The sequence below is a fragment of the Rhizobium sp. FG96 genome (assembly GCF_057808655.1).
The window spans coordinates 305,571-319,171 of the sequence record NZ_JBMDIL010000003.1 but is presented as its reverse complement, the minus strand read 5'-3'; the positions used below and the strand labels follow the sequence as shown (position 1 = coordinate 319,171).

The window sequence follows — 13,601 nt, the reverse complement described above, 5'->3', positions numbered from 1 at the left end:
GCTCTCAGCTCTGCTCGATCTTGCGGGCTGCCTCATCGAGAGCCTCGGCGACAGCGCTGATCGTCTCCTTGGTGACGGCGCCTTGCCGCAATTTCATCCGCAGGGCCATTTTGATGTTCTGCATGCCGCGCACCACTTCATCGGGCGCGTCGCGCGGCGGACCACGCTCACCGGCGATGACGGCGCGCGCCAGGATATCGTCGATTTGCTTCCTGTTGGCATCGACGAAGAGCCGCCCTTCCGCCGTCGGCCGGTAGAGCTTGCGGCCACCGTCTTCGAGGGTGATCGAGGCGTAGCCCATATCGTCGAGCCAGGAGAGCGTCGGATAGATGACGCCGGGGCTTGGCGAATAGCTGCCGCCGAGACGCTCCTCGATCGCCTTGATCAGTTCATAGCCGTGCGCCGGACGCTCGACGATCATCGCCAGGATAAGAAGACGCAGATCCCCATAGTCGAACAGCCGCCGCCCGCGCCCGCCACGCGGATGGCGCCCGGGGTGATCCTCCCGCTCGTCTTCAGGGCGGGCATCATCGGAAAAATGCAGGTCTCGGCCGGTCATGCGGCGGAACCTATCGTCCCGATATATCGGCAATCAAGATATATCGCGATATATGACGAAAATTTAATCTCGCGTGACGGTTCCGTGATGCGCGGGCGTCAGACCGGTGTCCCGACGCCAAGCAGCGCTTCCTTCTCGTTCACCGACAGGCTGGTCAGCCGGTAGAGAATGAAGCCTGCTTTTTCCGAGCGGATGGTGGCCAGCGTTTCGCCGAAGACGTTCCTGATTTCGCCAAGCACCTCGCCTGCGATCACGGGGTCGCCGAGATCCTTTGCCGGATACCAGAGGCCTTTGACGGATGCGGTTGGTACCCACATGGTCACGACGTCAAGCTTTGTTACCGGGGCCTTGCCCGGGAGCATGCCGATATGCTGCATCACCCGGCGGATACCGTCGGTCATCTGCGTCACCGTCGTCTCGCCCCAGAGACCGTTGCCGCTGACCTCCGGCAGGATGCTGGGAATGCCGAGCTTGTGAGAGGCATCGACCGTATAACCCGAACCGCCGGCTGCGACCGCGATCTTGATGCCGAATGCGGCAGCAAGCGCCTGCGATTTCTCGCAACCGGCCGGGAAGATCGTGAAGGGTTCGAGGCCCTCGTCGAGATCGCCGCCATGGCAATCGATATAGGCATCGGCCTTCGGGAAGACTTCTGTGACCAGCCAGTGGGCAAGCTGCTCGCTGGTCGTGCCGTCAGGCTTGCCGGGGAACATCCGGTTCAGGTTCTTGCCGTCCTGCGGCATGATGTAGATGTTGCGCCGGTGAAAGGCCTCGACATTGAGGACCGGCAAGACGAGCAGCGTGCCCCTGATCTCCTCCGGCCGCGTCTTCATCAGCCGCACAGCCGCCTCGATCGAGCAGTATTCCGAGCCATGGACGCCCGCGGTGACCAGCAGGCATGGCCCCGCCTCGGCTCCTTCGATGATTGCATAGGGGATCTCGAGTTCCGCCGTCGGCTTGATATGGCCGAACTCGGATCGGGGCTTTCCGGTCCTCAAGGCTGGCAGGGCGGTCATCGCTTATCCTCCATCACTAGATCGTCTCAGGCGGCGGCGAGCCGTCGCAGCAGCATGGTCCAGGCGCGCATGCCCAGCTTGAAATTCGACAGCCGGAAGAATTCGTTCGGTGCGTGGTAATCCTCATCCGCCGTCGAGAATGAGAAGAAGATCGCCGCACAGCCGAGATGCTTGCGGAAGGCGCTACCGATCGGGATCGTCGCGCCCATGGCGACACGCAGCGGCTTCTGGCCCAGCAACTCGCCCAGCACCTCTTCCGAGATTTTCAGCGCCGGCAGATCAGGATCGACGAAATCGGCCTCGCTGCCCGGCCCATGGCGATGGATTTCGAGCTGGAAACCCTTCGGCAGGCGCTGCTGCAGGTGGCGAGTGATCGCAGCGATAACCGTATCAGGCTTTTGTCCGGCAACGAGGCGGCAGGTGATCTTGGCGCCAGCGGTATTCGGGATGACCGTCTTGGTTCCCTTACCCTGATAGCCGCCCCAGATGCCGTTGAACTCCAGCGTCGGCTCCAGCCACTGGCGGATCAGCAGTTCGCGGCCGGTATCGATCGGATCGCCACCGGCAACGCCGATCTCGCGGTAATAGGCGGCACTATCGAAATTCGAGGCGTCGATCGCCGTGAGGATGCGTGGATCGGGCGGTGTCGCGCCATCGAGAAAACCCTCGACGCTGACCCGGCCATCCGGGCCATGCATCGAAGCGAGCAGCGCCGAAAGCGCAGCAATCGGGTTCGGTGCGCTGCCGCCGTGGCGGCCGGAATGCAAATCCTTGGCCGCGCCCGTCACGGTGATATCGAGGGCAGCCAGACCGCGGCTTGCGACGGTGATCGATGGCTTGTCCGGCCGCCACATGGCGCCATCGGCCGAGAGCACCAGATCGCAGCGGAGCTTCTCGCGATACTTTTCCAGCGTCGGCGCAAAATGCGGACTGCCGGATTCCTCCTCACCCTCGATCAGCACCTTCAGATTGACCGGCAACTTGCCTTCGACGCGCATGAAGGCTTCGGCGACGAGGATCGGGATCAGCAACGGCCCCTTGTCGTCCGAGACGCCGCGGGCATAGAGCCTGCCATCGCGCTCGTTGGGCTCGAAGGGCGGGGTCTGCCATTTCTCCAGCGGGTCCGGAGGCTGGACATCGTAGTGACCGTAGACAAGGAAGGTCGGCAGTTTGGGATCGGCGATGATCTCGCCATAGACGGCCGGATGGCCGCCGGTTTGCAGCATCTCCACCGAAGCGAAGCCCGCTTTCCGCAGCCGCTCCACCACGAAGGCGGCCGCCTGATTTATCCCATCGATGAAGGCCGGATCGGTGCTGACGCTCGGGATCCGGCAGAAGGCCTTCAGGTCTTCGAGGGCTGCCGGATAATTCTCTTCCAGATAGACCTCGACGCTCATTTGCCGCCATCCACGCTGATGACCTGGCCGGAAACCCAGCCGGCATAATCCGAGGCGAAAAACATCACCATGGCGGCAATATCCTCCGGCACGCCGAGGCGCTTCAGGGCGATGTTCTGCAGCAGCCGCGCCTGCCCCTCCTCGCCCATCGCATCCCACTGGCGCTCGGTGGTTGGATTGGAGCGGACGAAACCGGGGGCGACATTGTTGACCGTGATGCCCCAGGGGCCAAGCTCGTGGGCCAGCTGGCGCGTCAGGCCGATCTGCCCGGCCTTCGCGCTGGCATAGGCCTGGATGCCGGTCAGTGAAATACCGAGGCCGGCGCCGCTCGAAATATTGATGATGCGGCCAGACTTGCGCTTCTTCATGACAGGCGCGACCGCCTGCGACATGAAGAAGGCGCCGGACAGATTGACGTCGAAGATCGTCTGCCAGTCGCTCTCGGATATGTCCTCGATCGGCCGGCCGACCTGGCCACGCACGCCGCCGGCATTGTTGACGAGAATATCGACATCGCCGAACCCAGGCACCAGTGCCTGGACATCGGTGCGACTGCCGACATCAAGCACATGGGCGCTCGTCCTGTCACCGCAGAGCTTTACCGTCTCCGCCAACCCCGCCACATTGACATCGCAGACATGGACCCGCGCGCCGCGGCTCGCAAACCCCTCGGCAATCGAGCGGCCGAAGCCATGCGCTGCCCCGGTCACGATCACCGTCTTTCCCTCGAAGGAAATGTTCATGCCAGCCTCGCAAGCTCTTCGATATTCTCCATCGAAAGCGGCCGCTTGCCGTCCTCGATCTCGTGGATCATCTCGATGACCCGGGCAGCAAGCGGTGTCGGCACCCGCGATTCCTTTCCGATCTCGACCACCGGCAGCACCTGCGCATCGACCTCGGTCTTGCGCTTGCGCACCGCGAGATCGCGCCAGATGCCGGAATGCGATTTCACCGATTTGCGGTTGTGCACCGACATGTCGTCGAAGGATTTGCTGGTCTGCTCCGGCGTCGCCAACGGCCCGAAGGCTGCCGGATCGAAACCGTCAAAGGCTTCCGGGCGAATGTTGTTGATGGCAGCAACCGTTGCCACTTCAAGCGCCAGCTTGCGCAGCACCGGCCTCGCGACCGGATCGTCGAGCACATCGGCGATACTGTCATTGGTGAGCGCCGTGCCGAAGAGCAGCGCGCCGTAGATCAGTTTGCCCCAGAGAAAACCCCAGATATTGTTGGTGATCAGCGCCTTCGGCTCGAACTGTTTCATCAGGTCGTAGATATCTTCGGCTCGGTCCGTAAACCGCCCGTCGAGCTCGCCGATCACCACGGCGCCGTGACCGCTATATTGGACGACACCCGGCTCCAGATAGTCGGCGCCGAAATTGACGAAGCAGCCGATGACCCGGTTTTCGCCGGTGATCCGCGCGATCACCCGCTCGTTGAGACCGTTCTGCGCCGAGACGACATAGCCGTCGGAGGCGAGATGCTCGACCAGCATCTTGGCCGCCGCTTCGGTGTGATGCGCCTTCACGCAGAGGAATGTCCGGCTGTAGGTGCCCTTGAGATTTTCGGGCAGGCAGGCCTTCGCCTGGACCACATCCTCGAAGATCGGGCCGACGATCTTCAGCCCCTTGGTGTTGATGGCATCGACATGGTCCTTGACGTTGTCGACGAAGATCACCTCATGGCCGGCGCGGATGAAGGCGGCGCCCAGCGTGCCGCCAATGGCGCCCGCGCCCCAGATCAGGATCGGATCGCTCACGCCCAGCCTCCTTCGAGAAGCGCGCGGGTCTCTTCGACGGCCACATCCCAGATCGCCTGCATTTCCTCATCCGGCCGCTCGTAATAGCCACCGAAATTGCCATCGCCGAGATAGGCCTTCACGGCATCCGGCGACATCACCCGCATGCGGGCCAGATCGATCATCGGCTTCTGCTGCGTCGGCTGCTTGACACCTTCAAGACGCGTCCAGGGGAAGTTCTCCATCCACGACGCATGCGAGGCGACCGTATCGATCTCCTGCACTTTGGCGAAGGTCTTCGGCGAGTTCCACCAGTTGTGGAATTTCACCGCCGTATCCGGATTATCGGCCATCCACTCGATCGCCATGCTGCCCGCCGGCTGATTGCCGCCATGGCCGTTGACGATGAGGATGCGGCGGAAACCCTGCAGCCTCAGCCCATCAAGAATATCACGCACCAGCCGGATATAGGTCTCCTGCCGGATGCTGATCGTGCCGGGATATGAGAGGAAATACGGCGTGATGCCATAGGCGACGACCGGGAAGACAGGAATGCCGAGCGGTGCCGCCGCATCGGCCGCCACCTTCTCGGACAGGATGGAATCGACCGAAAGCGACAGGCCGGCATGCTGCTCGGTGCTGCCGAGCGGCAGGATCGCCCGGTCATCGGTCTTCAGATAGGCTTCGATCTGCTGCCAGTTGGTCTCCGATACTCTCATCGCATCTGCCTTTCCTAGACCTTCGCGTCGGCTTCGTTCCGTTTCGGGCTTTCCTCGCCCTGCGCCTGCACGCCCGCAGCACGGATGATCGGCACGATCACCCGTTCGATATCGGCGGTATCAGGAGCATGGCGGTATTCGATCGCCTGCACGCCCTCGGGCAGCAGGCCGGTGACGCTCTCGGCGCCGGATGCGTAGATAACGACCGAGACCTTCGAGAGCAGCTCTTCGAGGTCCTTGGCCTCCAGCGTCGTGGCGCTGATCTCGCTGACATGCGGGGCGAAGCGCTGTACGCCGCTCTTCATGATCGGCAGGAAATCCGGGAAGCGGGAGACGACGGCGATCGAGGCAAGCGAATCCAGCGAGGCCAGCGCCCGGCGCGTCTCCTCCGATGGCGTGAAGCTGATCGTCACCACCTTGGTATTAGCAACCAGCGTCGCCACTTCGCGATGCCGGTTGGCGAAGGTCACGGCAAGGTCGGCGGAATTGGCACGCGCCTTGGCGGCCGGATCGCGCTCGATCGAGGCGACCGTCAGCGGCTCGACCGTCACCTCGCGGCCGAGACGGGCAGCGATGAAACGCGCGTAACTTGCCGTCGCATCCTGGAAAATGCCGATCATGACGATCCGCAGCCGCGGACCGATGCTGTCTCGGTAGAAGGCCCGCGCATTGACGAGCGAGACGAGGTCGGCGGTGCGGATACCGAGCCGCTGGCTCTCGTCGATCAACTGGTCGATATGGAGATGCAGATCGGTGGTATCGGCGCGCGCCGCAAGCCGCGCCTGGTGGCTGTCGCTGACGAAGGTGCCGGAACCGGGACGCGTATCGATCAGTCCCGCAGCCTTGAGATCGGCATAGACCTGGCTCACCGTCATCGGTGCCACGCCGACCTTTTCCGCCAGATCCCGGACCGATGGCAGCGCTTCGCCGGGCGCCAATTCACCGCAGGCGATACCGTATTCGATAAGGCCCTGAAGCTGCGTGCGCAGCGGAACTGGCAAATCCCGGTCGATGAAGAAGTCCATGAAACCCGTTCGGCTAGCTGTTCTATTTATATATAACGGTTAGCTCGAAATCCGCTTGCAGGCAAGCGAAGCGTCTTAGGGTTGTTGGATAAAAACTGGTTGACAGTCATTTTTTGGCGTGAAATCGTTATAGCCAATAATAACAGTCAGACCAAATATAAAAGGGGAATGCCATGAGAATGATCGCTCGGGCGGCCATTGCCGCTGCAGTTCTATTGAGCACCGGTGTGTCTGCATTTGCCCTGGAGCGGGGCGGCACGCTGGTCTACGGCCGTTATGCCGACAGCCTGTTCCTCGATCCGGTGCTGAACGACGCCAATGTCGATATCTGGATCCTGTCGAACCTCTACGACACGCTGCTTCTGCCGACCGATGACGGCAAAGGCGTGCAGCCGGGTCTCGCCAGCGCCTACAAGCTTGCCGACGACGGCATGAGCGTGACGCTGACGCTGCGCGACGGCATCAAGTTCTCCGATGGCTCCCCAATCACCCCCGGCGACGTCGCCTGGTCGCTGAAGCGCGCCTCCAAGAAGGACAACGGCATCTGGGGCTTCATGATCGAGTCCATCGATGACGTGACGACCGAAGGCGACAAGACCGTCATCATCAAGCTCAAGCATCCCGATCCAGCCATTCTGGCAGCGCTCACCGTCTTCAACACCGGCATCCTGCCCGAGAAGACATTCGAGGCATCGCCGGGTGCCACGGAGGAGGAAAAGGCCAAGGCCTTCGCCGAGCATCCCGTCGGCTCCGGCCCGTTCATGCTGAAATCCTGGGATCGCGGCTCCAGCATGAAGCTGGTGCGCAACGAATACTACTGGGGCAAGGGTGAGGACGGCAAACCGCTGCCTTATCTCGACGGGATCGACTTCGAGCTCATCCCGGATGATGCCACCCGCATTCTCAAGCTGACCTCTGGCGAAATCGACGGCGCCGAATTCATTCCCTATTCGCGCGTCGAAGAGCTGAAGTCGGCCGGCAATCTCGACATGGAGCTCTTCCCATCGACCCGCGTCGAATACATTACCCTGAACGTGCGCCCGCAGCTTGGTGGCAAGGACAATCCGCTGTCCAACGTCAAGGTGCGCCAGGCGATGAACTATGCCGTCAACAAGGACGCGATCATCCAGATTGTCACCCACGGCGTCGGCACGCCGCAGACCTCCTACATGTCGACGGCAACGCCGCTGCATGTCGGCGACAAGCCGCTCTATCCCTATGACATCGAGAAGGCGAAGAGCCTGATGAAGGAAGCGGGCTTCGAAAACGGCTTCTCGACCAGCATCCTCGTTCTCGCCGGCAACCAGGACGAAGTCGGCATCTCCACGGCGCTGCAGCAGATGTGGGCGCAGATCGGCATCAAGCTCGAGCTGCAACAGGTCGACAACCCGACCCGCACCCAGCAGTATCGAGACGGTACGTTCGTGATGCGCAACGCGGCCTGGACGGATGATATCGCCGACCCGAACGAAATCACCTCCTACTTCGTCTATTCGAAGACGATCGACGCGCTGCATAGCGGCTGGAAGAACGACGAGGCCGACCAGCTCTTCGAGGCCTCGCAGAAGGAAATGGATCCGAAGAAGCGCGCCGATCAATATGCAAAGATGCAGGAGATTTACAACGATCAGGGTCCGATCGTGCCGCTCTACGAGACGCCCTATCCGGTCGCTCTGAGCAAGAAGGTTCACGGCTTCCTGCAGATCCCGCTTGGCAACAACATCTTCGCCAAGACCTGGAAGGACAAGTAACGCCTGACCCCAGCCTGCTGCGCGGGCCTCATAGCGAGGCCCGCGGCCTTTTTCGACCAGAGGAAGACCAGGAGCGGCTATTGCCCCTTTTCAGTTTTATTATCCGCCGCATACTGCAGATGATCCCGACGGTGATCTTCATTCTCATCGTCACTTTCGTTCTCGTGCGCCTGCTGCCCGGCGATCCCGCCAGCGCCATGCTCGGTGATCGCGCCCTCGATGCCGATGTCGAGCGTATCAATCGACAGCTCGGTCTCGACCAGCCGCTTCCCGTCCAGTTTCTCTATTATGTCGAACGCATCGTGACCGGCGACCTGGGCAATTCTATCGGCCTCAAGGTTTCGGTCATGTCGCTGATCCTGCAGCGCCTGCCGGTCACCCTGATGCTGACCTTGATGTCGGCAGTGATCGCGCTCGCCCTCTCCGTGCCGCTTGCCTTCGTCGCCGCGCTGAAGCGCGAGCAGCTGCCCGACAGCATCATCCGCGGCACCTTCCAGGTCGGGCTTTCGATGCCGGTCTTTTATGTTGGCATAGTGCTTCTGACGGTGTTTGCCGCACAGCTGAAGCTCTTCCCGGTCGGCGGCTATGGCGACAGTTTCGGCGACCGGCTCTATCACCTTTTCCTGCCCGCCCTCACGCTGGCGCTGAGTTTCGCCGCCGTGCTGATGCGCAATCTACGCGCCTCGATCATCGGCGTCATGAATGCCGAATATGTCGATTTCGCCACCGCCAAAGGCCTCCGGTCGCGCGTCATCCTGATCCGACACATCCTGCGCAATGCGCTGATCTCCACGGTGACGCTGTTCGGCCTGCAGATCGGCTCGCTGTTCGGCGGCGCCGTGATTACCGAGACGGTCTTTGCCGTTCCCGGCGCCGGACGCCTGCTGATCGACAGCATCTATGGCCGCGATTACCCGGTTCTTCAGGGCCTGACCATCGCGCTGGCCATCTTGGTTTCGCTCACCTTCCTGGTCACCGATATCGTCCAGGCCTGGCTCGACCCGAGGATTGCACGATGAGCGCGCCGGCGGCCAAAGCCGCTCACAGCCTCGTCCAGTGGCGCAAGCCACCCCGCTCGCTGATCTGGGGCGGCATCATTCTCGGCCTCAGCCTGATCGTGGCGATCTGGCCCTCGCTGTTTGCTCCCTATGATCCAACCACCTTCGACTACAACGCGCTGCTGAAGCCGCCAAGCGCGGCGCATCCCTTCGGCACCGACAGCTTCGGCCGCGATGTGCTATCGCGCGTCATCCATGCCTATACGCTCGACATGCAGATCGCCGTTTTCGCGACGATCGGGCCCTTCATCTTCGGCACCATCATCGGCGCCTTCATCGGCTATGCCGGTGGTATCTGGGAGGCGATCTTCGGGCGTATCGTCGATGCGACCATCACCTTCCCCTTCCTCGTGCTGGTGATCGCCATCGTCTCCGTGCTCGGCCCCGGCCTCGGCAACATGTATGTCGCCGTCGGCGTTGTCGGCTGGGTCTTCTATGCCCGGCTGGTCGCCGCCGAGATCAAAGTGCAGAAGCGGCTCGATTATGCCGATGCCGGCAAGGTGATGGGGTACGCGCCGCTGCGCATCGTCTTCCGCCATCTGCTGCCGAACGCCATCACCCCGGCGATCGTCTACTGGATGACCGACATGGCGCTCGCCATCCTGCTCGGCTCAAGCCTCGGCTATCTCGGCCTCGGCGCCCAACCGCCCGCGGCCGAATGGGGCGTGCAGATCGCCGACGGCAAGAACTTCATGAACACCGCCTGGTGGATTTCGGTCTTCCCGGGCGTCGCGATCGTCCTCACCGGCCTTGGCTTCAGCCTGGCCGGGGACGGCGTCGCCGAACTGTTGAGGGTCAGACGATGATGGGCGCAGCCAGCGAAAACAGCGGACTGATCGTGCGCGGCCTGACGACGACCTTCGATACGCCGCGCGGCCAGGCAATCGCTGCCGCCGATGTCGATTTCGATGTGGCGCCCGGCGAAGTCGTCGGCCTAGTCGGCGAATCCGGTTCCGGCAAGAGCGTGACATTGCGCTCCATCATGCGCCTGATCCGCGAACCCGGCCATGTCAGCGGCCGTGTCGAATGGCGCGGGCGCGATCTGGTCGCCATGCCGGCGGAGGAACTGCGCAAGGTGCGCGGCGGCGAGATCGCAATGATCTTCCAGGAGCCGATGACTGCGCTCAACCCGGTTCTTCCTGTGGGCGTGCAGATCGAGGAAAACCTCGTTGCCCATACGACACTCAATGCCCGCGATCGCAAGGCGCGCGCCCTCGAACTGATGAACATCGTCGGCATTCCCGCCGCCGAGCGGCGTCTGCAGGAATATCCGCACCAGTTTTCCGGCGGCATGCGCCAGCGCGCCATGATCGCCATCGCGCTCGCGTGTTCGCCCAAGCTGCTGCTCGCCGATGAACCGACGACGGCGCTCGATGTCACCATCCAGGACCAGATCCTGAAACTGCTGCTTGACCTGCGCGACCGGCTGTCGATGAGCGTCGTGCTCGTCACCCACGATCTCGGCGTGGTTGCCGCAACCTGTGACCGGATGGCCGTGATGTATGCCGGAAGGATCGTCGAGACCGGGACGGTCGCCGATGTCTTCCGTCAGCCGCACCATCCCTACACGCGCGGGCTGCTCGGTTCCGTGCCGCGCTCGGGCGCGGCCCGCACTGTCCTGCAGTCCATCGAGGGAACGCCGCCAAGCCTGACCAACCTGCCCGAAGGATGCGCCTTTCATCCGCGTTGCAGCTTTGCGACCGAGCGCTGTCTGAAGGAACGGCCGCCGCTGGAAACGGTGGGCGCTCCAGGGCGGGCGGCCGCATGTTTCCATCACAGCCAGGTGGCCGCAGCGGAGGCGATCCTTTGAACGCGACCCTCCCCATCCTCTCCATTGACGGCATCTCGAAGCGTTTTGCCGGCCCCTACTCCCTGACGCGGCGCCTGCAGGGCAAGCCGCCGCTCGCCGTCCAGGCGCTGCGTGATGTGACGCTGGAAATTCATCGCGGAGAGACGCTCGGCATCGTCGGCGAGTCCGGCTGCGGCAAATCCACGCTCGCCCGCTGCCTCGTGCGGCTTCACGAACCGGATGGCGGGGCGATCCGCTTCGAGGGCGAAGACATCGCGCGCCTGCGCGGCGGCGAGCGGCGTGCCTTCAACCGGCGGGTCCAGATGATCTTTCAGGATCCCTACGGCTCGCTCAATCCGCGCATGACGGTGCAGCAGATCCTTGGCGAAGCGCTCTCCGTCCACAGGATGCGGCCAAAGGCCGAGATCCCGCACCGGATCGCCGAACTCCTGGAGCTGGTGCGGCTGCCGCAGGACGCCGCGGCGCGCTATCCCCATGAATTCTCCGGCGGCCAGCGGCAGCGCATCGGCATTGCCCGGGCGCTTGCGGTCGAGCCCGATGTGATCGTGGCGGATGAACTGGTCTCAGCGCTCGACGTCTCGGTGCAGGCGCAGGTCGTCAACCTGTTGCTCCAGCTACAGGAACGGCTGCATCTGACTGTCGTCTTCGTTGCCCATGATCTCAGACTGGTGCGGCACATCTCGCATCGCGTCGCGGTCATGTATCTCGGCCAGGTCGTCGAGGTCAGCACCTCGGAAGCCCTCTTCACCGCGCCGCGCCACCCCTATTCCAAGGCGCTGCTCGATGCCGCGCCGGAACTCGATCCGTCGCGCCGCAGCCGCACGGTTGCCGCCCGCGGCGAGTTGCCGAGCCCGCTCGACGTTCCGCCCGGCTGCGCCTTCGCCAGCCGCTGTCCGCATGCCTTCGACCGCTGCAGGGTGGAGCGCCCGCTTCTAACGCCGCGCGGCCACGGCCAGCTCGCCGCCTGCCATATCGAGGATTTCGGCGCCCCTCCGGCGCAATGAGGATTTGAGACAATGACCTATGCCAGTTTTGAAGCTGAGATCGCCCGGATCAACGATGTGCTTTGCGCCGTGAACCTGCTGACCTGGGATGCCCGTACGATGATGCCGCCAGGTGGCGTCGATGCCCGCGGCAAGCAGATCGCCACGCTGGTCGGCATCGCCAGGGATCTCGCGACCGGCGACGGCCTTCAACGCGCGATCGAGAACGCGCGAGCCGAGCTCGCGGGCGCGGCACTTGGCGACCGGCGCAGGCTTGCCGTCGAGCAGGCCGCCGAAGCGATCGGCACGCTGTCACGCATTCCGGCAAAGCTGGTCAGCGACGCGGCCGAGCTGAAGACCGTTGCCCAGGCGGCCTGGAGCAAAGCGCGCGCCGCCAATGATTTTGCGGCCTTCGCGCCGATGCTGGAACGGACGATGGAGATGCAGCGCGAGATCGCTGCAGCGATCGGCTATGCCGAGCATCCCTATGACGCACTTGTCGGCACTTACGAGCCGGGTATGACCTGGTCGCGGCTACAGGCGATCTACGGAGAGCTGCGCGACGGCCTGCTTCCACTGCTCGCCCGGGCCAAGGAAGCGAACGTTCGCTCCGAAATCCTTGATCGTGCCTATCCGGTCGAGAAACAGCGCGCCTTCTCCAGCCTGATCTCCAGCCGCTTTGGCTACGACTTCAACCGCGGCCGCCTCGACGACACCGTCCATCCTTTCGAGATTTCCTTCACCCGCTCGGATGTGCGCATCACCGGCCGCTTCCGCGAGACCTGGCTGCCGGGCGGCCTGTTTGCCGTTTGGCACGAGGCCGGTCACGGCATGTACGAGCAGGGTATATCGGAGGAATTCAGCCGCTCGGTCTTCACCACCGATTTCGTCAATCTCTACGCCGTCGGCGGCACCAGCTTCGGCACCCATGAATCGCAATCGCGCCTCTGGGAGAACCGCGTCGGCCGGTCGCGCCGCTTCTGGGAACTGAACTTCGCCGACCTGCAGAAGACCTTCCCAGATCAGCTCTCGGACGTCACGCCCGAGGATTTCTGGCGGGCCGTCAACGCCGCCCGCCCCGGCTTCATCCGCGTCGAGGCCGATGAACTGACCTACGACATGCACATCATGCTGCGCTCCGAAATCGAGGCAGGGCTGATGGCGGGCGACATCCGGGTGAGTGAGCTGCCGGCGATCTGGCGGGAGAAGATCAAATCCTATCTCGGCCTCCATGTGCCCTCCGATACGCTCGGCGTGCTGCAGGACGTTCACTGGTCCTCCGGCATGGTCGGCTCTTTCCCGACCTATACGATCGGCAACATCATGTCCTCGCAGTTCTTCGCCGCCGCCTGCAAGGAGCGCGCAATCGCCGACGGGCTTGAGAGCGGCGATTACCTGCCGCTGAAGACCTGGCTGAACGGCAACGTCCACCAGTTCGGCCGCTCGAAGAGCGCGAGTCAGCTGCTGAAGGACGCGACGGGATCGGATCTGTCGACCACGGCCTATATCGCCGACCTCGCACGCAAGGTCGACGATCTCACCGCGTGA

At 63.1% G+C, this 13,601-nt stretch carries 13 protein-coding genes; 6 read left to right on the top strand and 7 right to left on the bottom strand.

The features are described 5' to 3' along the window. Positions 1–4: 4 nt before the first annotated feature. From ACODR6_RS07745 to ACODR6_RS07715, 7 genes are all read right to left on the bottom strand, one after another. Positions 5–559, bottom strand: a complete 555-nt coding sequence (locus ACODR6_RS07745) for a PadR family transcriptional regulator (RefSeq protein WP_199628176.1) — start codon at positions 557–559, stop codon at positions 5–7. Between the two features lie 98 nt (positions 560–657). Continuing rightward, positions 658–1,575 (bottom strand): succinylglutamate desuccinylase/aspartoacylase family protein, encoded by a 918-nt coding sequence (locus tag ACODR6_RS07740; protein WP_413712438.1) that lies wholly within the window; start codon positions 1,573–1,575, stop codon positions 658–660. Between the two features lie 26 nt (positions 1,576–1,601). Then, positions 1,602–2,972 (bottom strand): dipeptidase, encoded by a 1,371-nt coding sequence (locus ACODR6_RS07735; protein WP_489021992.1) that lies wholly within the window; start codon positions 2,970–2,972, stop codon positions 1,602–1,604. Beyond that, positions 2,969–3,715: an SDR family NAD(P)-dependent oxidoreductase gene (locus ACODR6_RS07730; RefSeq protein ID WP_489021990.1), complete on the bottom strand. Its 747-nt coding sequence runs from the start codon at positions 3,713–3,715 to the stop codon at positions 2,969–2,971. Before ACODR6_RS07730 ends, ACODR6_RS07735 begins: the two co-directional genes overlap by 4 nt. Further along, entirely contained in the window at positions 3,712–4,728 is a 1,017-nt protein-coding gene (locus ACODR6_RS07725) for a ketopantoate reductase family protein (protein WP_489021988.1), read from the bottom strand. Before ACODR6_RS07725 ends, ACODR6_RS07730 begins: the two co-directional genes overlap by 4 nt. After that, positions 4,725–5,426: a creatininase family protein gene (locus ACODR6_RS07720; RefSeq protein WP_130281402.1), complete on the bottom strand. Its 702-nt coding sequence runs from the start codon at positions 5,424–5,426 to the stop codon at positions 4,725–4,727. The genes ACODR6_RS07725 and ACODR6_RS07720 overlap by 4 nt, the downstream gene beginning before the upstream one ends. A gap of 14 nt (positions 5,427–5,440) precedes the next feature. After that, on the bottom strand, positions 5,441–6,451 hold the full coding sequence (locus tag ACODR6_RS07715; protein ID WP_203430751.1) for a GntR family transcriptional regulator: 1,011 nt from the start codon (positions 6,449–6,451) through the stop codon (positions 5,441–5,443). Between the two features lie 173 nt (positions 6,452–6,624). Between ACODR6_RS07715 and ACODR6_RS07710 the strand changes: the two genes are divergently transcribed. From ACODR6_RS07710 to ACODR6_RS07685, 6 genes are all read left to right on the top strand, one after another. Continuing rightward, on the top strand, positions 6,625–8,202 hold the full coding sequence (locus ACODR6_RS07710; protein WP_112711083.1) for an ABC transporter substrate-binding protein: 1,578 nt from the start codon (positions 6,625–6,627) through the stop codon (positions 8,200–8,202). A gap of 80 nt (positions 8,203–8,282) precedes the next feature. Then, positions 8,283–9,221: an ABC transporter permease gene (locus ACODR6_RS07705; RefSeq protein ID WP_112711084.1), complete on the top strand. Its 939-nt coding sequence runs from the start codon at positions 8,283–8,285 to the stop codon at positions 9,219–9,221. Further along, positions 9,218–10,066: an ABC transporter permease gene (locus ACODR6_RS07700; protein WP_489021984.1), complete on the top strand. Its 849-nt coding sequence runs from the start codon at positions 9,218–9,220 to the stop codon at positions 10,064–10,066. Before ACODR6_RS07705 ends, ACODR6_RS07700 begins: the two co-directional genes overlap by 4 nt. Then, complete coding sequence (locus ACODR6_RS07695) at positions 10,063–11,070, top strand: ABC transporter ATP-binding protein (protein ID WP_112711086.1); 1,008 nt, start codon at positions 10,063–10,065, stop codon at positions 11,068–11,070. Before ACODR6_RS07700 ends, ACODR6_RS07695 begins: the two co-directional genes overlap by 4 nt. Then, entirely contained in the window at positions 11,067–12,074 is a 1,008-nt protein-coding gene (locus ACODR6_RS07690; protein WP_489021982.1) for an ABC transporter ATP-binding protein, read from the top strand. The genes ACODR6_RS07695 and ACODR6_RS07690 overlap by 4 nt, the downstream gene beginning before the upstream one ends. A 12-nt stretch (positions 12,075–12,086) precedes the next feature. Next, on the top strand, positions 12,087–13,601 hold the full coding sequence (locus ACODR6_RS07685) for a carboxypeptidase M32 (protein WP_489021980.1): 1,515 nt from the start codon (positions 12,087–12,089) through the stop codon (positions 13,599–13,601).